The sequence below is a fragment of the Streptomyces jeddahensis genome, assembly GCF_001642995.1.
Lineage (GTDB): Bacteria > Actinomycetota > Actinomycetes > Streptomycetales > Streptomycetaceae > Streptomyces > Streptomyces jeddahensis.
Genome location: NZ_LOHS01000128.1, coordinates 1 through 21,057, shown reverse-complemented (window position 1 = coordinate 21,057; position 21,057 = coordinate 1). Strand labels below are relative to the sequence as shown.

General features: G+C 71.8%; 16 protein-coding genes, 1 pseudogene and 1 riboswitch. Of the genes and pseudogenes, 11 read left to right on the top strand and 6 right to left on the bottom strand.

Going from position 1 to position 21,057, the window contains the following annotated elements:
• Window positions 1-233: 233 nt before the first annotated feature.
• The 4 genes from STSP_RS29560 (at window position 234) to STSP_RS29545 (ending at window position 5,050) form a co-directional block, all read left to right on the top strand.
• Window positions 234-1,586 (top strand): M16 family metallopeptidase, encoded by a 1,353-nt coding sequence (locus tag STSP_RS29560; protein WP_067284069.1) that lies wholly within the window; start codon window positions 234-236, stop codon window positions 1,584-1,586.
• Window positions 1,583-2,968, top strand: coding sequence for a M16 family metallopeptidase (locus STSP_RS29555; RefSeq protein ID WP_067284068.1), 1,386 nt, complete (start codon window positions 1,583-1,585; stop codon window positions 2,966-2,968). Before STSP_RS29560 ends, STSP_RS29555 begins: the two co-directional genes overlap by 4 nt.
• Before the next feature lie 230 nt (window positions 2,969-3,198).
• Window positions 3,199-3,359, top strand: a riboswitch (cyclic di-AMP (ydaO/yuaA leader).
• Window positions 3,360-3,372: 13 nt separating this feature from the next.
• On the top strand, window positions 3,373-4,167 hold the full coding sequence (locus STSP_RS29550; protein WP_067284067.1) for a M23 family metallopeptidase: 795 nt from the start codon (window positions 3,373-3,375) through the stop codon (window positions 4,165-4,167).
• A gap of 196 nt (window positions 4,168-4,363) precedes the next feature.
• Window positions 4,364-5,050 carry a GntR family transcriptional regulator gene (locus STSP_RS29545; RefSeq protein WP_067284066.1) on the top strand — a complete coding sequence of 229 codons (687 nt, stop codon included), beginning with the start codon at window positions 4,364-4,366 and terminating at the stop codon, window positions 5,048-5,050.
• A gap of 196 nt (window positions 5,051-5,246) precedes the next feature.
• Here STSP_RS29545 and STSP_RS29540 read toward each other — a convergent pair whose 3' ends face one another.
• Window positions 5,247-5,528: an HPr family phosphocarrier protein gene (locus STSP_RS29540; RefSeq protein ID WP_067284065.1), complete on the bottom strand. Its 282-nt coding sequence runs from the start codon at window positions 5,526-5,528 to the stop codon at window positions 5,247-5,249.
• A gap of 236 nt (window positions 5,529-5,764) precedes the next feature.
• Between STSP_RS29540 and STSP_RS29535 the strand changes: the two are divergent.
• The 4 genes and pseudogenes from STSP_RS29535 to STSP_RS29520 all read left to right on the top strand — a co-directional run bounded on the left by STSP_RS29535 (window position 5,765) and on the right by STSP_RS29520 (window position 11,418).
• Window positions 5,765-8,780 (top strand): annotated as a pseudogene (locus STSP_RS29535) (bifunctional acetate--CoA ligase family protein/GNAT family N-acetyltransferase).
• 86 nt (window positions 8,781-8,866) lie between these two features.
• Window positions 8,867-9,454 (top strand): DUF5998 family protein, encoded by a 588-nt coding sequence (locus STSP_RS29530; RefSeq protein WP_067284064.1) that lies wholly within the window; start codon window positions 8,867-8,869, stop codon window positions 9,452-9,454.
• Window positions 9,454-10,689 (top strand): alkaline phosphatase family protein, encoded by a 1,236-nt coding sequence (locus STSP_RS29525; RefSeq protein WP_067284063.1) that lies wholly within the window; start codon window positions 9,454-9,456, stop codon window positions 10,687-10,689. The genes STSP_RS29530 and STSP_RS29525 overlap by 1 nt, the downstream gene beginning before the upstream one ends.
• A gap of 66 nt (window positions 10,690-10,755) precedes the next feature.
• Window positions 10,756-11,418, top strand: coding sequence for a thymidine kinase (locus STSP_RS29520; protein WP_067284062.1), 663 nt, complete (start codon window positions 10,756-10,758; stop codon window positions 11,416-11,418).
• A gap of 343 nt (window positions 11,419-11,761) precedes the next feature.
• Here the strand turns inward: STSP_RS29520 and STSP_RS29515 are convergent, their stop codons facing one another.
• Window positions 11,762-12,574, bottom strand: a complete 813-nt coding sequence (locus tag STSP_RS29515; RefSeq protein WP_067284070.1) for a VOC family protein — start codon at window positions 12,572-12,574, stop codon at window positions 11,762-11,764.
• Window positions 12,575-12,996: 422 nt separating this feature from the next.
• On the opposite strand from STSP_RS29515, the gene STSP_RS29510 reads away from it, so the two are divergent.
• Entirely contained in the window at window positions 12,997-13,839 is an 843-nt protein-coding gene (locus STSP_RS29510) for a sulfurtransferase (protein ID WP_067284061.1), read from the top strand.
• Window positions 13,840-13,994: 155 nt separating this feature from the next.
• Here the strand turns inward: STSP_RS29510 and sepH are convergent, their stop codons facing one another.
• The 3 genes from sepH to STSP_RS29495 all read right to left on the bottom strand — a co-directional run bounded on the left by sepH (window position 13,995) and on the right by STSP_RS29495 (window position 17,967).
• Window positions 13,995-15,050, bottom strand: coding sequence for a septation protein SepH (gene sepH / locus STSP_RS29505; RefSeq protein WP_067284059.1), 1,056 nt, complete (start codon window positions 15,048-15,050; stop codon window positions 13,995-13,997).
• A gap of 402 nt (window positions 15,051-15,452) precedes the next feature.
• On the bottom strand, window positions 15,453-16,763 hold the full coding sequence (locus tag STSP_RS29500) for a D-arabinono-1,4-lactone oxidase (RefSeq protein ID WP_067284057.1): 1,311 nt from the start codon (window positions 16,761-16,763) through the stop codon (window positions 15,453-15,455).
• Complete coding sequence (locus STSP_RS29495) at window positions 16,732-17,967, bottom strand: MFS transporter (protein ID WP_067284056.1); 1,236 nt, start codon at window positions 17,965-17,967, stop codon at window positions 16,732-16,734. The genes STSP_RS29500 and STSP_RS29495 overlap by 32 nt, the downstream gene beginning before the upstream one ends.
• 151 nt (window positions 17,968-18,118) lie before the next feature.
• Here STSP_RS29495 and STSP_RS29490 point away from each other — a divergent pair, with 151 nt between their 5' ends.
• Both STSP_RS29490 and STSP_RS29485 read left to right on the top strand, forming a co-directional pair.
• Window positions 18,119-19,246 carry a ferrochelatase gene (locus STSP_RS29490; protein WP_067284055.1) on the top strand — a complete coding sequence of 376 codons (1,128 nt, stop codon included), beginning with the start codon at window positions 18,119-18,121 and terminating at the stop codon, window positions 19,244-19,246.
• 122 nt (window positions 19,247-19,368) lie between these two features.
• Window positions 19,369-20,169 carry an inositol monophosphatase family protein gene (locus tag STSP_RS29485; protein ID WP_067284054.1) on the top strand — a complete coding sequence of 267 codons (801 nt, stop codon included), beginning with the start codon at window positions 19,369-19,371 and terminating at the stop codon, window positions 20,167-20,169.
• A gap of 345 nt (window positions 20,170-20,514) precedes the next feature.
• Here the strand turns inward: STSP_RS29485 and STSP_RS29480 are convergent, their stop codons facing one another.
• Complete coding sequence (locus STSP_RS29480; RefSeq protein WP_067284053.1) at window positions 20,515-20,928, bottom strand: SseB family protein; 414 nt, start codon at window positions 20,926-20,928, stop codon at window positions 20,515-20,517.
• Between the last annotated feature and the right edge of the window lie 129 nt (window positions 20,929-21,057).

Sequence of the window (21,057 nt, the reverse complement as noted above, 5' to 3'; positions counted from 1 at the left end):
CGCGCGCCAGCCGACCACGGCCGGAAGGCCGCCCGCGGCCCCGACCCACCCACCGGCAGGCGGCGCCCCCACCGGCACCCCGGGCCGGGCCCCGGCTCCGGCGACATCCGGTGACCTGCCCCGCGACCGCGGGGGCAGGTCGCCGGAACTTCGCCAGGTGTCAGCCCGCTTGCATACAGTGGCAGGAGCTGCAGAACCTTTCAGTTTTCGCGATCGAAGGGACGTACATGCCCATGGGTCACACGGCCACAGCGCAGGCCGGTTCCGGCGGCCTGACAGCGACCGAGCACCGGCTGGCCAACGGCCTGCGCGTCGTGCTCTCCGAGGACCACCTGACCCCGGTCGCCGCGGTCTGCCTCTGGTACGACGTCGGCTCGCGCCACGAGGTCAAGGGTCGCACCGGCCTTGCCCACCTCTTCGAGCACCTGATGTTCCAGGGCTCGGCCCAGGTGAAGGGCAACGGCCACTTCGAGCTGGTGCAGGGAGCCGGCGGCTCCCTGAACGGCACCACGAGCTTCGAGCGCACCAACTACTTCGAGACGATGCCCGCGCACCAGCTGGAGCTCGCGCTCTGGCTGGAGGCGGACCGCATGGGCTCCCTCCTCGCCGCCCTCGACGAGGAATCCATGGAGAACCAGCGGGACGTCGTCAAGAACGAGCGCCGCCAGCGCTACGACAACGTGCCGTACGGCACGGCGTTCGAGAAGCTGACGGCCCTGTCCTACCCGGACGGCCACCCCTACCACCACACCCCGATCGGTTCGATGGCCGACCTGGACGCGGCGACGCTGGAGGACGCGCGGGCCTTCTTCCGCACGTACTACGCGCCGAACAACGCCGTCCTGTCGGTCGTCGGCGACATCGACCCGGAGCAGACGCTCGCCTGGATCGAGAAGTACTTCGGCTCCATCCCCGCGCACGACGGCAAGCCCGCCCCGCGCGACGGAAGCCTGCCGGAGATCATCGGCGAGCAGCTGCGCGAGGTCGTCGAGGAGGAGGTCCCGGCCCGCGCCCTCATGGCGGCCTACCGGCTGCCGGAGGACGGCACGCGCGCGTGCGACGCGGCCGACCTGGCGCTCACCGTCCTCGGCGGCGGCGAGTCCTCGCGGCTCTACAACCGGCTCGTACGCCGTGACCGCACCGCCGTCGCGGCCGGATTCGGCCTGCTCAGGCTGGCCGGAGCCCCGTCGCTCGGCTGGCTGGACGTGAAGACGTCCGGCGACGTGGAGGTCCCGGTCATCGAGGCCGCCGTCGACGAGGAGCTCGCCCGGTTCGCCGAGGAGGGCCCCACGCCGGAGGAAATGGAGCGCGCGCAGGCGCAGTTGGAGCGCGAGTGGCTGGACCGGCTCGGCACGGTCGCGGGCCGCGCCGACGAACTCTGCCGGTACGCCGTCCTGTTCGGCGACCCGCAGCTCGCCCTGACCGCCGTCAAGCGGGTCCTCGAGGTCACGCCGGAGGAGGTCCGGGACATCGCCAGGGCCCGCCTCCGGCCCGACAACCGCGCGGTGCTCGTCTACGAGCCCCTCGCGCACCCCGAGACCGCCGAGGACACCGACGACACCGCAGACGAGGAGGCGGCGAAGTGACCGAGGCCGCAACGATGGAATTCCACCCGCAGCCCCAGGCCGGCCACCCCAGGCCCTGGGCCTTCCCCGCGCCCGGCCGCGGCACGCTGGACAACGGCCTCACGGTCCTGCGCTGCCACCGCCCCGGCCAGCAGGTCGTCGCCGTCGAGATCCTCCTCGACAGTCCGCTGGACGCCGAGCCGGCCGGCCTGGACGGCGTCGCCACGATCATGGCCCGGGCCTTCTCGGAGGGCACCGACAAGCACTCCGCCGAGGAGTTCGCCGCCGAGCTGGAGCGCTGCGGCGCCACGCTCGACTCGCACGCAGACCACCCCGGCGTACGGCTCTCGCTCGAAGTCCCCGTCTCCCGCCTGGCGAAGGCCCTCGGCCTGCTCGCCGACGCGCTCAGGGCGCCCGCGTTCGCGGACAGCGAGATCGAGCGGCTCGTCCGCAACCGGCTCGACGAGATCCCGCACGAGACCGCCAACCCGGCCCGCCGCGCCGCCAAGGAGCTCTCCAAGGAGCTCTTCCCGGCGGATTCACGCATGTCGCGCCCCCGGCAGGGCACCGAGGAGACGGTCTCGGGCATCGACTCGGCGGCCGTGCGCGCCTTCTACGAGAAGCACGTACGCCCCGCGACGGCCACCGTCGTCGTCGTGGGCGACCTCTCCGGCACGGACCTGGACGCACTCCTCGCCGACACCCTCGGCACGTGGACCGGCTCGCCCGCCGAGGCCCGCCCCGTGCCGCCGGTGACGGCCGACGACACCGGCCGCGTCGTCATCGTCGACCGCCCCGGAGCCGTCCAGACGCAGCTGCTCATCGGCCGGATCGGCCCGGACCGCCACGACCGCGTCTGGCCCGCCCAGGTGCTCGGTACCTACTGCCTGGGCGGCACCCTCACCTCGCGTCTGGACCGCGTCCTGCGTGAGGAGAAGGGATACACCTACGGCGTACGGGCGTTCGGCCAGGTGCTGCGCTCGGCGCCGGACGGGACGGGCGCCGCGATGCTGGCCATCAGCGGCTCGGTCGACACCCCCAACACCGGCCCCGCACTGGACGACCTGTGGAAGGTGCTGCGTACGCTCGCCGCCGAGGGCCTCACGGACGCCGAGCGCGACGCCGCCGTGCACAACCTGGTGGGTGTCGCACCGCTCAAGTATGAGACGGCGGCGGCCGTTGCGGGCACGCTGGCCGACCAGGTCGAGCAGCATCTCCCGGACGACTTCCAGGCGCAGCTGTACCAGCAGCTCGCCGCGACCGGCACCGTCGAGGCCACGGCCGCGGCCGTGAGCGCCTTCCCGATGGACCGGCTGGTGACCGTCCTCGTGGGCGACGCCTCCCAGATCGAGGAGCCCGTCAGGGCGCTCGGAATCGGCGAAGTGACGGTCGTCACGGGCTAGTCGCGACGCTGCACCGACCGCACCCCCACGGGCGGGCACTCACACGGGCCGCGGAGAACCCCGGTGGCTGCAGAGCCACCGGGGTTCTCGTTTGTCCGAATTGTTGGGGAGGTTGCCTGTCTGCCCTGTGGCATGCACTACAAATCCCGGGCTGCGTTTGTTGATTGAAAGATGTCCCGTTTAGCGTCGGTCCGGCTGTTCGTCCGGCAGTGCGCCGCGCCCGCGGCACCGGACAGCCATCGCCGAGTCCCCGGACGGCGTGAGCCAGGGGAGCCGGGGACCCACCGCAGTCCCTGGGGTGAATCGGGGCCCTTGCCGCGTCGAGGGACCCGTAGGAGACCTTCCTGCTCCGAACCCGTCAGCTAACCCGGTAGGCGAGAAGGAAGGAAAGGACCAGCCACTACATGGCGTTCACCCGCGCCACCGGGAAGCATCGTCGTCCCAGGGTCCCCCAGCGCCGTAAGAGCCTGGGAGGTACCCCCATCACCCGCAGGACCGCAAGCGCGGCGGGTATCGCGGCCCTCACCGCCAGCGGCGTCATGGGTACCCTGGCCTCCCCCGCCATGGCTGCCGGCACGACCGCCGAGCAGACCGGCCTGACGCAGGCCGTCACCCTCGGCGAATCCATCGCCGACAAGATCGACGCCCAGGCCGCCGCGCAGCAGCAGGCCGCCGAGGAGGCCGCCGCCAAGAAGAAGGCCGCCGAGCTGAAGCGCAAGGCCGAGGCGAAGGCCATGAAGGAGCGCGAGGCCAAGGAGCGGGCCGCCCGCGAGGCCGAGCGCAGGCGCCTCCTCGCCTACAAGCTGCCGATCACCGGCTCCTACGTTTCCACCGGCTACCAGTCGGGCGGCTCCCTGTGGTCGTCCGGCAGCCACACCGGCGTCGACTTCCATGCCGCCTCCGGCACTCCCGTCCACTCCGTCGGCTCGGGCACCGTCGTCACCGCGGGCTGGGGCGGCGCCTACGGCAACCAGGTCGTCGTCAGGATGAACGACGGCACGTACACCCAGTACGGCCACCTGTCGTCCATCGCCGTCTCCGTCGGCCAGAAGGTCACGCCGGGGCAGCAGATAGCCCTCTCCGGTGCGACCGGCAACGTGACCGGCGCGCACCTGCACTTCGAGGTCCGGACCACCGCGGAGTACGGCTCCGACATCGACCCCCTCGCCTATCTGCGCTCGCACGGCGTGAAGATCTGACACGAGAGGTCCGACCCCGGCTTCATGGAAGCCCCGGCTCATCGAGCCGGGGCTTTCATCGTTCCCGGGTGCCGTTTTGTCCAAAAAATATCCATGGATTCCGGCCCGCCGTCGGAAATTCCCGCCGGTTGCAATAGAGTCAGTCAACAGGCGTCAATCGACCGCGTTTCGCGGGCATTAAGGCGGAGGTCCGGTCATGCAGATTCCCGCGCACTCGGTATGCACGGCAATCCGCGACGACATCGTCGCGGGTGTCTACGAGCGCGGAAGCCGGCTCACCGAGGAACTGCTCGCGCGCCGGTACGGGGTGTCCCGTGTCCCGGTGCGCGAGGCCCTGCGCACGCTGGAGGCCGAGGGCTTCGTCGTGACGCGCAGGCACGCGGGCGCCTGTGTCGCCGAGCCCACCGAGCAGGAGGCCGCCGACCTGCTGGAGATCCGCATGCTGCTGGAGCCGCTGGGCGCGGCCCGCGCGGCACAGCGTCGTACCGAGGCGCATCTGAAGGTGCTGCGGGGCCTGGTCAGGCTGGGACAGGAGCGCGCCAGGCGGGGCCACAGCGAGGATCTGCGGTCGCTGGGCGGCTGGTTCCACGAGACGCTGGCCCAGGCCTCGGGCAGCCCGGGGCTGACGTCGCTGCTCACCCAGCTCCGGCACAAGATCGCCTGGATGTACACGATCGACGCGCCCGCCCATCCCGTGGAGGCGTGGGCGGAGCACGGCGCGATCGTCGACGCCGTGGCCCGCGGTGACGCGGAGCGGGCGCGGTCGCTGACCACGCTGCACACGGAACGGTCCAGTGCCACCCATCGGCTGCGATTCCCGGTCCGGGGCGAGCGTGTGAGGGGTTCGCAACACGCCGTAAACAATGTGAGCCCGCGGCATTAACAGACGCGCCGTATACAAAGAGAGATATTCGGCGGGGGTCTCTTTTTGCTGCCCATTTTTGCAATGCGCGGAATTCCCTGCCGAGCTTCGGAAGATGTGGCGCGCGCATCGCGGCGCAGGGCCCCAAAAAGAGCGGAGCCGCGCCGCCTCCGAAAAAGGAAGCAGACGCGGCTCCGCCGCAATTCGCCTGTTGTCGTCAGACGGTCTCGGGAAGCTCCTCGAGACCCTCGGAGACCAGCTTCGCCAGCCGGTCGAGGGCGGCATCCGCCCCGTCGGCGTCGGACGCGAGGACGATCTCCTCGCCGCCCTGGGCGCCGAGGCCCAGCACCGCGAGCATCGACGCCGCGTTGACCGGGGTGCCGTCAGCCTTGGCGATCGTCACGGGGACGCCGGCGGCCGTGGCCGCACGGACGAAGATGGAGGCGGGGCGGGCGTGGAGACCCTCGGCCCAGCCGACGTTGACGCGGCGCTCAGCCATGTGATGCTGCCCTTCAGGATTCTCTCAGGGTTGTCTAGACCAGTGTTCCATACCGGGGGCGCCCGGAACGGCCGGGACCCGTCCGGAACCGTCCGGAAGCGGCTGGGACCGTCCGGGAACGGTCCTCAGTCCCATGCCCGGCGGCTCCGGTTCTCCCGGAACGTACCCGTCTGGTCGAACGGACAGCCTAAGCCCGTCCTGCTCCGAGTGTCCCCGGCGCCCCTTACGCTGGCCCCATGCACACCCCGTCGCAGCCTTCGTCGGAGCAGCACGCATACCCCGCCCACTGGGAGGCGGACGTGGTGCTGCGCGACGGCGGCACCGCGCGGATCCGGCCGATCACCACCGAGGACGCCGACCGGCTGGTCAGCTTCTACGAGCAGGTGTCCGACGAGTCGAAGTACTACCGTTTCTTCGCCCCCTACCCCCGGCTCTCCGCCAAGGACGTCCACCGTTTCACCCACCACGACTACGTGGACCGGGTGGGCCTCGCGGCCACGGTGGGCGGCGAGTTCATCGCGACGGTGCGCTACGACCGGATCAACGCCCACGGCATGCCGGCCTCCGCGCCCGCCGACGAGGCCGAGGTCGCCTTCCTCGTCCAGGACGCCCACCAGGGCCGCGGGGTCGCCTCCGCGCTCCTCGAACACATCGCCGCCGTCGCCCTCGAGCGCGGCATCCGCCGCTTCGCCGCCGAGGTGCTGCCCGCCAACACCAAGATGATCAAGGTGTTCACGGACGCGGGCTACACGCAGAAGCGCAGCTTCGAGGACGGCGTCGTACGCCTCGAATTCGATCTGGAACCGACGGACCGCTCCCTCGCCGTGCAACGCGCCCGCGAGCAGCGCGCCGAGGCCCGTTCCGTCCAGCGGCTGCTCAGGCCCGGTTCGGTCGCGGTCATCGGCACCGGGCGAACGCCCGGCGGCGTGGGCCGCAGCGTGCTGAACAACCTTCTCGACGCCGGGTTCACCGGTCGCCTGTACGCCGTGAACAAGGCCTTCCCGCAGGAGCACACCGAGCTCGACGGCGTGCCCGCCCACCGCTCCGTACGCGACATCGCCGAACCCGTCGACCTCGCCGTCGTCGCCGTCCCCGCGGCCCACGTGCCGGACGTCGTCACCGAATGCGGCGAGCACGGAGTCCAGGGACTCGTCGTCGTCTCCGCCGGATACGCGGAGAGCGGCGCCGAAGGCCGCGAGCGGCAGCGCGAACTCGTCCGCCAGGCACGCTCGTACGGCATGCGCCTCATCGGCCCCAACGCCTTCGGCGTCATCAACACGGCGCCGGACACGCTGCTGAACGCCTCGCTCGCGCCCGAGCTGCCCCGACGCGGCCGGATCGGTCTGTTCACCCAGTCCGGCGCGATCGGCATCGCGCTGCTGTCCCGGCTCCACCGGCGCGGCGGCGGGGTCACCGGCGTCACCGGCGCCTCGACGTTCGTCTCCGCCGGCAACAGGTCGGACGTGTCGGGCAACGACATGCTGCAGTACTGGTACGACGACCCGGACACCGACGTCGTACTGATGTACCTGGAATCAATCGGCAACCCGCGCAAGTTCACGCGGCTCGCCCGGCGTACCGCGGCCGCGAAGCCGCTCGTCGTGGTGCAGGGCGCTCGGCACAGCGGCGTCGCGCCGCTCGGGCATGCGGTGCAGGGCACGCGCCTGCCGCACGCCACCGTCTCCGCGCTGCTGCGGCAGGCAGGCGTCATCCGCGTGGACACGATCACGGAGCTCGTCGATGCTGGGCTGCTGCTGGCCGGGCAGCCGCTGCCGAGCGGTCCCCGGGTCGCCATCCTCGGCAACTCCGAGTCGCTCGGGCTGCTCACGTACGACGCGTGCCTGTCGGAAGGGCTGCGGCCGTTGCGGCCGCGCGATCTGACGACGGCGGCGACGGCGGAGGACTTCCGGGCTGCGCTTTCCGCTGCGCTCGCCGATGATCTTTGTGACGCGGTGGTCGTTACGGCGATACCCGCCGTGGGGGAGGACGGGGCCGATGATGTCGCCCTCGCGGGCGCGCTGCGGGAGGCGGTGGCTGCGGGGCCGGCGAAGCCGGTGCTGGTCGTGCACGTCGAGCTCGGGGGAATCGCCGAGGCCTTGTCCGCTGCCAGCAGCACGCGGCCTGCCCCCGCGGGGCGGGACCAGTACGACGGAGGCGCACCCGCCGTCGTGGGTGGTGCCCACCCTCCCCCACTCTCCCGCGGGGCGGGACCAGTACGACGGAGGCGCACCCGCCGTCGTGGGTGGTGCCCACCCTCCCCCACTCTCGGCTTCGCTCGAGCGGGGGGACCCCCATCGCCCTGCGGAACGATTGCCCACCACGGGATCAGCGGAACCGCCGCCCACCACGCAATCGACAACCCGGACGGCCTCCGAGCTTCCCCGTATCCCCGCCTACCCCGCCGCCGAGCGGGCCGTTCGGGCGCTTGCCGAGGCCGTCAAGTACGCCCAGTGGCGGCGCGATGCCGCCGAGCCGGGGAAGGTCCACGAGTACGAGGACATCGACGAGAGCGGTGCGGCCGCGATGATCGACGGGCTGCTGGCCCGCGGCGACGGCGACCCGCGCGGCATGAGCCTCGCCGCGGACGAGGCCCGGGAGCTGCTCGGCCGGTACGGCATCCACGTACGCCCTGCCCTGCCCGCGTCCGGCCCCGACGAGGGCGCCCGGGCGGCCGAGCGCCTCGGCTACCCCGTGGCGCTGAAGACCACGGCCCCGCATCTGCGGCACCGCCCCGACCTCGGCGGCGTACGGCTCGACCTGACCGACGAGGAGCAACTGCGTCGCGCCTACGCCGAGTTGACCGAGGCCCTGGGCAAGCCGGAGGAGCTGCGCCCGGTCGTGCAGGCCATGGCGCCGCGCGGCGTCGACACGGTCGTCCGCGCGGTCATCGACCCGGCTGCCGGTGCCGTGCTGTCCTTCGGACTTGCCGGAGCCGCGTCGGAGCTGCTCGGCGACACCGCGCACCGGTTGATCCCGGTGACCGACCGGGACGCGCAGTCCGTGGTCCGGTCGATCCGGACCGCGCCCGTCCTGTTCGGCTGGCGCGGAGCGGCACCCGTCGACACGGCCGCACTCGAAGAGCTGCTCCAGCGGGTCTCCCGGCTCGTCGACGATCACCCGGAGGTCGCCGCCGTCTCACTTGAGCCCGTGGTCGTCGCCACACAAGGCGTCTCGGTTCTCGGCGCGTCCGTGCGGCTGGCACCGCCGCCCGCCCGCAGCGACCTCGGCCCACGCACCCTGCCCGCGTACTGAGACGCGGCCGCGACACCGCCCCGGACGCCGCCCGAGACGCCTCCTCACGCACATCCGGCCACTCCCAGGGCCGTAGGATGGTCCGCATGGCCAAGACAGGTACGACGACCCAGGGGCTGCGCGCGGCGATCGAGCGCAGCGGCTACTACCCGGCCCTCGTGGCCGAGGCGGTGGAGGCCGCTGTGGGCGGCGAGGCCATCGGGTCGTACCTGGTCCACCAGGAGACCACGTTCGACGCGAACGAGGTGCGCCGCCATGTGACGGTCCTCGTCCTCACCGGCACGCGCTTCATCGTCAGCCACACCGACGAGCAGGCCGCGGACAACACGTCCCCGACGCCGTACGCGACGACGTCCACCGAGTCCGTCAAGCTCGGCCGGATCTCGTCGGTCGTCCTCAGCCGCGTCGTCGCCAACCCCGAGAAGTACGTGCCGGGCACCCTGCCCCGCGAGGTCGTCCTCACGATCGGCTGGGGCGCCGTATCGCGCATCGATCTCGAGCCCGCCGCCTGCGGCGACCCGAACTGCGAGGCGGACCACGGGTACACCGGCAGCTCCACCGCGGACGACCTCAGTCTGCGAGTCAGCGAGGCGGGCGACGGGCCGGACGCCGTCCGGCAGACGCTGGCCTTCGCCCAGGCGCTCTCCGAGGCCACCGCGGCGACCGCCCGCTGATGTCCCACCCTCCCGCCGCCCATGACGGAGGGCGCTCCGCGCCTGCCCCTCCCGCCACCGCCTGGGACCACCCGGAGCCGCTGCCCGTCTCCTCTGCTCCCGTCCCCGAGTACGGTTCCGGCTCGCTCGCCGATCTGCTGCCCACGCTGGCCGCAGGCCTCGGCGTACCCGGGACCGCTGCCGCGATACCCGAGCTCACCCCCGCCGACCGGAACTGTGTCTTCCTGATCGACGGCCTCGGCTGGGAGCAGCTGAAGGCCCACCCGGACGAGGCCCCGTTCATGACCTCCCTGCTGGACAGCTCCCGGGGCGGCACGGGACGTCCGATCACCGCCGGTTACCCGGCCACCACGGCGACCTCGCTGGCCTCGGTCGGCACCGGTCTGCCGCCGGGCGCCCACGGCCTGCCCGGATACACGGCGCGCAACCCGGACACCGGCGAGCTGATGAACCAGCTCCGCTGGAACCCCTGGACGGAACCGCGCGCCTGGCAGCCGTACCCCACCGTCTTCCAGCTCGCGGACGCGGCGGGCGTGCACACCGCCCAGGTCTCGTCCCCGACGTTCGAGCAGACCCCGCTGACCAAGATCGCGCTGAGTGGCGGGACCTTCCTCGGCCGCCTCTCCGGCGAGGAGCGCATGGACCTGGCCGCCGAACAACTCGCGGCGGGGGACCGGTCGTTGGTCTACACGTACTACGCCGAGGTGGACGGCAAGGGCCACCGCTTCGGCGTCGACTCCGACCCCTGGCGCGGCCAGCTCATGTACGTCGACCGGCTCGTCCAGCGCCTCGCCGAGCAGCTGCCGCCGCGCACCGCCCTGTATGTCACAGCGGACCACGGCATGATCGACATCCCGTTCGACGAGCAGCACCGCATCGACTTCGACGAGGACTGGGAGCTGCGCGCCGGAGTCGCCCTCCTGGGCGGCGAGGGGCGAGCCCGCCACGTCTACGCGGTGCCGGGTGCCGAGGCGGACGTCCTGGCCGTCTGGCGCGAGGTGCTCGGCGAGCAGTTCTGGGTGGCCGGCCGGGACGAGGCGATCGCGGCCGGGTGGTTCGGCCCGCACATCGACGAGCGCGTGTACGCCCGCATCGGGGATGTGGTCGCCGCGGCCCGTGACGACGTACTGATCATCGCGTCGCAGCGCGAGCCGAAGGAGTCGGCCATGGTCGGCAACCACGGTTCGATGACCGCCGTCGAGCAGCTGGTGCCGCTCCTCGAAGTACGCACCTGACCGCGCTGCCTGCCGCCTCTCCCGCTCATCCTCCCGATCCCCCTGCCGAAAGGTCCTCGAATCCCCATGCCCGAACTGGTCTTCTTCTCGGGCACCATGGACTGCGGAAAGAGCACACTTGCCCTGCAGATAGGGCACAACCGGTCGGCTCGCGGCCTGGTCGGGGTCGTGTTCACCAAGGGCGACCGGGCGGGCGAGGGCCGACTGTCCTCACGCCTCGGGCTGGTGACGGAGGCGGTGGAGGTCGCCGACGGAATGGACCTGCACGCCTATCTGGCCGACCAGCTGGAGGCCGGCAAGGCGGTGGACTACGTCATCGTGGACGAGGCGCAGTTCCTCACCCGCGACCAGGTGGATCAACTCGCCGACGTGGTCGACGATTTGGGCAGGGACGTCTACGCCTTCGGTATCACGACGGACTTCCGCACCGCCCTGTTCCCCGGTTCCCAGCGCCTGATAGAGCTGGCGGACCGTGTCGAGACGCTGCAGGTCGAGGCGTTGTGCTGGTGCGGCGCCCGGGCCACGCACAACGCCCGCACCGTCGACGGCGTCATGGTGGTGGAGGGCGAACAGGTCCTGATCGGCGACGTGGACCGTTCGGTCGGCCAGGCAGGCTATGAGGTCCTGTGCCGCCGGCATCACCGCCGCCGTATGACGGCTGCGACGGCTGAGACGTGCCGGCCGCTCGCGGCGTCACAAGGCTCGGTCGCGCCGCCGTCTGCCAGGTAAGCCGCTTGCAGGGGCTGTCGTCCCGGGTGAGGATCCGGTGTGGCCGGTCACCGGCGGTCAGGTTGTCCGCCCAGTAGAGGTGCGCCGACTGGGCTGGCGCACAGCCCGGGCCCGTGGCCGTGCTGCGAGGGGAGCGCGCACTGCACGAACGACCACCGGAAGCTTTCCGCAGGCGCCCACCGCGAAGAGGCCGAAGCGGCAGTGTCGCACTGCGGGGGACTCCTCTCCCGGCATGCCGAGCAGCAGTCGCCGTCGCGCATCGATGATGCGCGTTCACCGTCTGCCGTCGGAGAGTCTGCCTCCGCACTCCGGCGAGGGATATCCGTGAAACTACGGAAGTCGACTACGGACGACCGTCCGCCGTCCGTACGAGGGTGAACACGGCGCCCTCAGGATCGGCCACCGTCGCCTTTCGTCCCCTGTCCCCGTCGTGCGGCGGCTGCAGCACCTGCCCGCCCAGGTCGGTCAGGCGTTCCGCCGCCTCGTCGACGTCCGCGACCTCGAAGTGCGTCATCCAGTGGGCGCCGCGGTCCCGCGGCAGCGCACGTCCCACGCCGTGGATGGACGCCACCGGACGGCCGTCCAGATGCAGCGTCACATAGTCGAAGTCGGCCGAGACGACCGCCTCTTCCTTGTAGCCGAACACGGACTGGTAGAACCTGGCGACGCTTGCGGTGTCCTGTGTCATGAGTTCGTTCCAGGCGGGGGCACCGGGCACTCCGCTCACGGCCATGCCCAGATGGGCGGCGGCCTGCCAGATGCCGAACACCGCACCCGCCGGGTCGGATGCGATGGCCATGCGCCCCGCGTCGGCCGCATCGAGCGGGCCGACCCCGACGGTGCCGCCGCAGTGGCGCACGGTCGCGGCCGTCGCGTCCACGTCGTCGGCGGCCAGATACGGAGTCCAGGCGACGGGCAGCCGCCGGCTCCCGGGCATCCGGCCGATGCCGGCCACCTCGTTGCCGTCGAGCAGGGCCCGGACGTACGGCCCCAGTTGCTGAGGCCCGGGGCGGAACTCCCAGCCGAACAGCTCCCCGTAGAACCGCTGGGTCGCCTCCATGCTGTGCACCATCAGACTCACCCAGCACGGCTCACCGAGTGTGCGCCGTGCACGACCGGAGTCGTCCTGCCGGTGCTGGGATCCCGCCTCGGTCATCGTCACGCTCTCCTCGACCCCTTCGGTGGAGCCGGATGCCGGAGTGTCCTCGCCGGTCATCCGTCGCCGTCACCTGATAGCCCGTCACCTGCTGCCGTCGGTTGTGCTCGCTCGCCGCCGGAACGTCTCGTACGCGCCGACGCCTCACGTACGCGCCCTGTGCCACCTTGCCGACGCCACCCCGTCAGGCAGATGCTCGCACTCCCTGCCGCGGCCTGGGCCCCGGCCGCGCCGTGTCGGAGGGGCTTGTGGCGTGAGGATGCCCGCGTTCTCGTTGCTCACCGGTTCCCGGGCCGTTGCCGCGCGATGTCGATCAGCTGTACAGCGCGTGCCCGGTCCCGTACCGCGCGTGGCCGGACCCGCCCGGCGGCACGTTAGCCGGAGCCGGGCGTTACGGCCACCCTGTGCGCAAGGATGGAGCCATGAATGCCATCATCTCCGCCTCCGAACTGGCGAACGAGCTGGCGAGCGGTCACCCGCCGGTGCTGCTCGATGTCCGCTGGCAGTTGACTGCCAAGGGGTCCGCCCCCTTCGACGGCCGGGCCGCATACGAGGCCGGGCACATTCCCGGGGCGGTCTTCGTCGACCTCGACGCCGAGCTGGCGGGACCGCCCGGCGCGAGGGGCCGCCATCCGCTGCCGGACGTGGCCGAGTTCGGTGCGGCGATGCGCCGGGCGGGCGTCTCGGCCGACACCCCGGTCGTCACCTACGACGGCGGGCAGGGCTGGGCCGCGGCGCGGGCGTGGTGGCTGCTGCGCTGGACGGGACACCCTTCGGTACGGGTTCTCGACGGCGGCCTCGGCGCGTGGGAGGGGCCGCTCGACACCGAGATCCCGCGGCCCGAGCCGGGGACGTTCGAGCCCGTGCCGGGCGCGATGGGTCTGCTCGATGCGGGCGGCGCCGCCGCGCTGGCCCGTACGGGCCTGCTCCTGGACGCTCGCGCCGCCGAGCGTTACCGCGGTGACGTCGAGCCGATCGACCCGGTCGGCGGTCATATCCCCGGCGCCGTCTCCGCGCCGACCACGGAGAACGTCGCGGAGGACGGGCGCCTGCTGCCCGCCGAGGAGCTGGCCGCCCGCTTCAAGTCCCTGGGCGCGTCCGCGACTTACGAGATCGGCGTGTACTGCGGCTCCGGTGTCTCGGCGGCCCACGAGGTACTGGCCCTCGCAGTCGCAGGCATCCCGGCCGCGCTGTATGCGGGCTCCTGGTCGGAGTGGTCGTCGGATGCATCACGACCGGTGGCGACGGGCCCGGAGGCGGGCTGACGCGGCTCTGCGCCGAAGGCGGCCCGAGCCTGACCGGCGCTGCCGCGAGAGGCGGATACGCCGAGGGACCCGCACCTGCCCGATGCGGGTCCCTCGGCGTGACGACGGTGGGAGCGACGTCGGCGTACGAGCGCCTTCGTGCTTCACCAAGCCGGCTACTCCTGCTTCTTCCTCCTCGTACCGAACACGATCTCGTCCCAGCTCGGGACCGCCGCGCGACGGCCCGGCCGGACGCCGTCCGCCTCCGCCTGACGGTCGGTGGCACCGACGAGCCGGTCACGGTGGCTGGTCACCGAGCGCGGCATGAGCACGTCCGCGTAGGCGGAACCGGCCGAGCCGGCCGAGGCCGCGGGCGCCGGGGGCTCCTCCGCCTCAGGCTCCTGCGCGGGCTCCTCCGAGGGACGCTCGGACGCCGTCGAGGGACGTTCCGGCACGACCATGTCGCCGCGGAAGCTCGGCACCGCCTCGAGCAGGCTGGTCAGGGAGTCGCGGCCCTGGTCGCCGCTGAGGCTCTCCTGGGGCGGCTCGGGCGCCTGCGACGGCAGGCTCGGCCTCTCCAGGGCGCGGTCCAGCTGCCGGTCGCGCGGCAGCCGGGCGATGCGCGGCACGAACGGAAAGCTGGGCTCCGGCGCGGCGAGATCGTCGGACTCGCCGATCAGCGAGCGCGCCTCGTCGTCGACGGCCTGCACGAGCCGCCGCGGCGGGTCGTACGTCCAGCTCGCCGAGTGCGCTTCGCCCGCGACGCGGTAGACGAGCAGAACCTCCCAGGTGCCGTCGTCGCGTCGCCACGAGTCCCACTGGACGGTGTCCTTCTCGGCGCCGCGCAGCAACAGCCGCTCCTGGACGGCCTCGCCGAGCGGGGGGCCCGCGTTCTCACCGGGGCGCCGCACCGGGGTCTTGCGGGCACGCTCGGCCATGAAGGCGCGCTCGGCCAGCACGGGACCCTCGAAGCGCCGGACGCGGTCGACGGGGATGCCGGCGAGCTGGGCGACTTCCTCCGCGGTGGCACCGGCACGTATCCGCGCCTGGATGTCGCGGGGGCGGAGATGGCTCTCCACCTCGATCTCGATCTGGCCGAGGCGGGGACGGTCGCCGCGCACGGCGGCGCGGAGCCGTTCGTCAATCGGAAGCGTGTACTCCGTGCTGTCCGCAGCCTTCAGCACCAGCCGTGTGCCGTCATTGGAGACGGCCACGACACGCAGTTCGGGCATGGGGACCTCCCGGGTGGTGCCTGCCGACGTCACGTGCGTCGCTGCTTCCGCTAGTCGAGTGTGGCCTGCCCGGGTGCAGCCTGCCACAACCTTGCCGAGTTGCCCGGCGTGTCGGGCCTGGGCCCTGGATCGCCGTTATGGCACGGTTACCTTTTCGCAACGCTCAGTGACCAACCTCGTCACCCTGTGCAACGAGCCCCCTCCCGGCGGTCCTGGATGGAACCGGGCACCCTGGCGGGAGACCGGACCCAGGGCTCGCAACAGTACTCCATTCGGGCCACGCGGGTGGAGCGGCGCGCCAGCCAACTTCTATCAGGGGGCGCTAGTTGGCCGCAGGATCGCGGCTTCGCGGGCGCTGCGCGTGGCGCACTTCACAAAGTCCCCGGAAATGGGCCTAATTGCTCAGTCGCCCAGGACCCGCCTCAGATAGTCGTTTCCGAAGCGCCGCTCGGGGTCCAGACGGTCGCGCAGCGCCGTGAACTCCCCGAACCGCGGGTAGGCCGCGGCGAAGTACCCGGCGTCGCGCGTGTGCAGCTTGCCCCAGTGCGGCCGCCCCTCGTGCGCGGTGAAGATCCGCTCGGCGGCGGTGAAGTACGCCTGATATGGCGTGCCTCTGTACATATGTACGGCGATATAGGCGCTTTCGCGGCCCGATGCCGTGGACAGCGTGATGTCGTCCGCGGGCGCGGTGCGCACCTCGACGGGGAAGCTGATCCGCAGATCCGAACGATCGACCATGGCCTTCAGTTCACGGAGCGTCTCCACCAGGGCCTCGCGGGGGACGGCGTACTCCATCTCGACGAAGCGCACGCGGCGCGGACTTGTGAAGACCTTGTAGGGAATGTCCGTGTACGTACGGGCGGACAGGGCACGGCTGGAGATCTTCGCGACCGCCGGGATGGTGGCGGGGGCGGCACGGCCCAGCGAATTCACCGCCTGGAAGAGGCCGTTGGAGAGGAACTCGTCCTCGAACCAGCCGCTGAGCCGACCGACCGGGGCGACCGGGCCGGCACTGCGGTTGTTCCGCTTGGTGTTGCAGTTCCCGGTGTGCGGGAACCAGTAGAACTCGAAGTGCTCGTTCTCCGCGTGGAGTTCGTCGAAGCGGGACGTGACCTCGTCGAAGGCCATCGGTTCCTCGCGCGCTGTGAGCAGGAAGAGTGGCTCGATGGCGAAGGTGATGGCGCTGACGACGCCGAGCGCGCCCAGGCCGATCCGGGACGCCGCGAACACGTCCGGATTCTCCTTCTCCGAGCACGTGAGGATCGAGCCATCGGCCGTCACCAGCTCAAGGGCGCGTATCTGTGCGGCGATCGAGGCCGACTCGCGGCCCGTGCCGTGCGTTCCCGTGCTGGTCGCGCCCGAGACGGTCTGCTCCATGATGTCGCCCATGTTCGTGAGCGACAGGCCCTCCCGGGCCAGGGCCGCGTTCAGCCGTTTCAGCGGAGTGCCCGCCTGCACGGTGACGGTGCCGCCCTCGCGGTCGATCCGGCGTATGCCGGTGAGGAGTTCGGGGCGGATCAGCACGCCGTCGGTCGCGGCGGTCGCGGTGAAGGAGTGGCCGGTGCCGGCCGCCTTCACCTTCAGGCCGTCCTCGGCGGCCTTCCGTATGGCGTCGGAGAGCTCATCGACCGAGGCGGGAGTGGCCTCCCGTACCGGACGGGCGGTGACGTTCCCTGCCCAGTTACGCCACGTTCCGCTCTTGCCGTTCGCCATGCTGCTGGGTCCCTCCCCGCACAGGCACCGGCTGACTGAGCCGGCGGTACCCGAGGAAACCGACCGCCACCGCGGCGGCTCCGGACACCGCCGGAACCCCGTACCCGGCGTCCGCACCGGCCGCGTCGATCACCCAGCCGGCAGCGGAGGAGCCGAGCGCAACTCCGACCGCGAGCCCTGTGCTCACCCAGGTCATGCCCTCGGTCAGTTGTGCGCGTGGTACGTGCTCTTCGACGAGGGCCATCGTCGTGATCATCGTGGGTGCGATGGACAGGCCCGCGACAAACAGCGCCACGGCCAGAAACGGCAGGTTCCCGACCAGTAGGAGGGGGATCATACTCACCGCCATCGCACATACGCCCACCAGCCACCTCCCGGCCGGACGGCCCGTGAAGTGCAGCAGCCCGAAGACGGCTCCCGCGATGCACGAGCCCGCCGCGTACACCGCGAGCACGAGGCTCGCGGCCGCCTTGTGGCCCTGTTCCTCGGCGAAGGCGACGGTCACCACATCGACCGAGCCGAAGATCGCGCCGGTCGCGACGAACGTGGCGACGAGGACCTGGAGGCCCCTGGAACGCAGGGCCGAGCCGCCTGTGTGGTGCTCGCGGGGATGCGGTTGGGGCTCGGTGGCGCGCTGGGCCGTCAGCCAGAAGACGCCCCAGGCGAGGAAGGCGGCGGCGAGGAGCGGCCCCGCCTCCGGGAACCACACCGTCGACAAGCCGATCGAGATGATCGGCCCGAAGATGAAGCAGATCTCGTCCACCACCGACTCGAAGGAGTACGCGGTGTGGAGCTGCGGAGTGCCACGGTAGAGGACCGCCCAGCGCGCCCGGATCATCGAGCCCACGCTCGGTACGCACCCGATGCCGGCTGCGAAGACGAACAGCAGCCAGTCGGGCAGCTCGAAATGGGCGGACAGCAGCAGACCGGCCGACGCTGCCAGCGCCACCAGCGTCGCGGGCCGCAGCACCCGGCGCTGCCCGTGCCGGTCGACGAGCCGGGATATCTGCGGGCCGATCACCGCGGCCGACAGCGCGATGGTCGCCGACAGCGCGCCCGCGAGCCCGTACCGCCCGGTGAGCTGCGAGATCATGGTCACGACGCCGATGCCCATCATCGACAGCGGCATCCGGCCGAGGAGGCCTGCGGCCGAGAACTCCTTGGTGCCGGGGGCGGCGAACAGAGCGCGGTAGGGGCTGGGCAACGAGGACTCCGGCGGGCACTGGTAAGGCGTGAAACTGGCCGATACAGCTTACGGGTCCGATGGCTGTGCTGCAGGTGGATTACGGGCCGCTGCGCCTGGCCGTCAGAAGCCCGTTTTCCGGCTGTCAGTGGCGGGTGGCAGGATCGGAGGCATGTCACGAGTGCTGGATCCCGCCCCTTATGACGCCCTTCTGCTGCTGTCGTTCGGCGGCCCCGAGGGCCCCGACGACGTCGTCCCGTTCCTGGAGAACGTGACGCGCGGCCGCGGCATCCCCAAGGAGCGGCTCAAGGAGGTCGGTCAGCACTACTTCCTGTTCGGCGGGGTCAGCCCGATCAACGACCAGAACCGCGCCCTGCTCGACGCCCTGCGCAAGGACTTCGCCGACCACGGCCTGGGCCTGCCGGTGTACTGGGGCAATCGCAACTGGGCGCCCTATCTGACCGACACCCTGCGCGAGATGGTCGCCGACGGCCGCCGCCGCATCCTCGTGCTGGCGACGAGTGCCTATGCGTCGTACTCGGGCTGCCGCCAGTACCGCGAGAACCTGGCCGACGCGCTCGCCACGCTGGAGGCCGAGGGCCTGGAGCTGCCGAAGATCGACAAGCTGCGGCACTACTTCAACCACCCCGGCTTCGTGCGGCCCATGGTCGAAGGCGTCCTGAGGTCTCTGGCCGAGCTGCCCGAGGACGTGCGCGACGGGGCGCACATCGCCTTCACGACGCACTCCATCCCGACCTCGGCCGCGGACACCTCCGGGCCCGTCGAGGACCACGGCGACGGCGGTGCGTACGTCAGGCAGCACCTGGACGTCGCCCGGCTGATCGCGGACGCGGTGCGTGAGGAGACCGGCGTCGACCACCCGTGGGAGCTCGTCTACCAGTCGCGCTCCGGCGCCCCGCACATCCCCTGGCTGGAACCGGACATCTGCGACCACCTCGAGGAGCTGCACGGGGCCGGGGTCCCTGCCGTCGTGATGGCCCCGATCGGGTTCGTCTCCGACCACATGGAGGTCATGTACGACCTCGACACCGAGGCCAAGGCCAAGGCCGAGGAGCTGGGACTGCCGGTCCGCCGCTCCGCGACCGTCGGAGCCGACCCGCGGTTCGCTGCCGCGGTGCGCGAGCTCGTCCTGGAGCGCGCCGCCGTCGAGAGCGGGCGCGCCGTGGAACGCTGCGCCCTGAGTGCGCTCGGCCCGAGCCACGACCTGTGCCCGGTGGGCTGCTGCCCGGCCCGCGCCCCGAAGCCCGCGGCCGCGGGCGCCGACAGCCCGTACGCGTGACAGGTGTGCAGGGCGTGCGCGTGAGAGGCGCGCATGCCCCGTGACAATCCGGACCGTGCACGCGCCTGTGCATCCGCCGGTGACGACCATGTACCGGTGACGACCAAGTTCAAGGAGATCCGTTGACCGACCAGCTGAAGGCCGAACTGCTGGAGCTCGCGCTCGAGGCCGCACTCCGGGCCGGCGAGCTCCTGCGCGACGGACGCCCCGCGGACCTGGGCGTCGCCGCCACGAAATCCAGCGCCGTCGACGTGGTCACCGAGATGGACATCGCGTCCGAGAAGCTGATCACGGGCCTGCTGACCGACCGCCGTCCGGACGACGGCGTGCTCGGCGAGGAGGGCGCAAGCATAGAGGGCACCAGCGGGGTGCAGTGGGTCATCGACCCGCTCGACGGCACCGTCAACTACCTTTATGGGCTGCCGAGTTGGGCGGTGTCGATCGCCGCGCGCAAGGACGGCGAGACGCTCGTCGGCGTCGTGCACGCCCCGATGCGCGGCGAGACCTGCCGGGCGGTCCTGGGCGGGGGCGCGTACGTCAACGACAGGCCCGTGCAGGTGCGGCCCGCTCCCGCCTTCGAGCTCGCCCTGGTCGGCACCGGCTTCGGCTACCGCGCCGAGCGCCGCAGCCGGCAGGCCGAGGTCGTCCGGCAGCTCATCCCGCAGGTACGGGACATACGCCGGGGCGGCTCGGCGGCGATCGACCTGTGCGACGTCGCGGCGGGCCGGCTCGACGCGTACTACGAGCGCGGGCTCAACCCCTGGGACTACGCGGCCGGCGAGCTGATCGCCCGCGAGGCCGGCGCCCTCACGGGGGGCCGGCCTGGCGACGCCCCCTCCACCGACCTGACGATCGCGGCCCCGTCCGGTCTGTTCGAGCCGCTCCAGGCACGTCTGGACGAGCTGGGCGCCTGGCACGACTGAGAGCGGGCGCCGCGGCGCCGTAGGCGCCTGGGCGCCCCTTGTCCGCGCTCCCTCTCAACGCGTCTGCGGGCCGTCGTCGGCTGGTGCGCCACCTGTCGGGGGTGCGTCGGGGCCGCGCCGGGATGTATGTCCTCGGTCTGGCGCCAGGCCGTCGTCGCTCGGGGAGCCCGGACGTAGCGCCAGCCGCTGCGGGCGTACATCCCGCCGCGTCCCCTTCGGCCGTCGGGCGCCTGCCGGCCGTACCGTTGTGGGCAATCGTTCCGCAGGGCGGAACGGGTGGGCACAACCCACGACGTACGGCGCCCCTACGGCCCGGGCGCCGACATCGACGGTGCGATGTCGGCGTCAGGGCCGCGCCAACAGCGTACGGACCGACTCGGCGCTGAGCGCCAACGCATCCGGGTCCCCGGCGTCCACGACCAGCGACAGCTCGTCCGTCGGCCAACGCGCGGCGATGACGCCCAACGGCACCCGGCGGTACGCCGGGATATCCGGCAGAGTCCTGATCATCCGCGGCTCGGAGGTGAAGACGGGCACGACCTGGGCGCCGTCGGACTGCTCGACGACCGGCAGGGTCAGGGTCGTCCCGTCGTCCCCCTGCGGCTGGTCGTCGACCGGACCGGGCACGGGTACGAGGACCTCGGAACCGGCCAGCGTGTCCATTGCGGTTCGTATCTGCGAGTCGTCGTCGGCGTTGTCGACCAGGACCTTCAGGGCCTGCTGAGCCTGTTCCGGGGTCGGGGAGGGGAAGTCGGTCACGATCTGTCCTCATCGTTGCGGCGAGCACCGCGTGTCACGGTGCCCGCGCGGGCAAGAGCGACCGTCGCTTACCCAGCGTCCCGCGGGCCATGCCTGACACACCGGCCCCGGCGCGGCTCGCCGCCGCGC

Coding starts and splice junctions, on each gene's coding strand:
- STSP_RS29560 (WP_067284069.1), top strand. CDS start 234: ATGGGTCACACGGCCACAGCGCAGGCCGGTTCCGGCGGCCTGACAGCG.
- STSP_RS29550 (WP_067284067.1), top strand. CDS start 3,373: ATGGCGTTCACCCGCGCCACCGGGAAGCATCGTCGTCCCAGGGTCCCC.
- STSP_RS29545 (WP_067284066.1), top strand. CDS start 4,364: ATGCAGATTCCCGCGCACTCGGTATGCACGGCAATCCGCGACGACATC.
- STSP_RS29540 (WP_067284065.1), bottom strand. CDS start 5,528: ATGGCTGAGCGCCGCGTCAACGTCGGCTGGGCCGAGGGTCTCCACGCC.
- STSP_RS29530 (WP_067284064.1), top strand. CDS start 8,867: ATGGCCAAGACAGGTACGACGACCCAGGGGCTGCGCGCGGCGATCGAG.
- STSP_RS29525 (WP_067284063.1), top strand. CDS start 9,454: ATGTCCCACCCTCCCGCCGCCCATGACGGAGGGCGCTCCGCGCCTGCC.
- STSP_RS29520 (WP_067284062.1), top strand. CDS start 10,756: ATGCCCGAACTGGTCTTCTTCTCGGGCACCATGGACTGCGGAAAGAGC.
- STSP_RS29515 (WP_067284070.1), bottom strand. CDS start 12,574: ATGACCGAGGCGGGATCCCAGCACCGGCAGGACGACTCCGGTCGTGCA.
- STSP_RS29510 (WP_067284061.1), top strand. CDS start 12,997: ATGAATGCCATCATCTCCGCCTCCGAACTGGCGAACGAGCTGGCGAGC.
- sepH (WP_067284059.1), bottom strand. CDS start 15,050: ATGCCCGAACTGCGTGTCGTGGCCGTCTCCAATGACGGCACACGGCTG.
- STSP_RS29500 (WP_067284057.1), bottom strand. CDS start 16,763: ATGGCGAACGGCAAGAGCGGAACGTGGCGTAACTGGGCAGGGAACGTC.
- STSP_RS29490 (WP_067284055.1), top strand. CDS start 18,119: ATGTCACGAGTGCTGGATCCCGCCCCTTATGACGCCCTTCTGCTGCTG.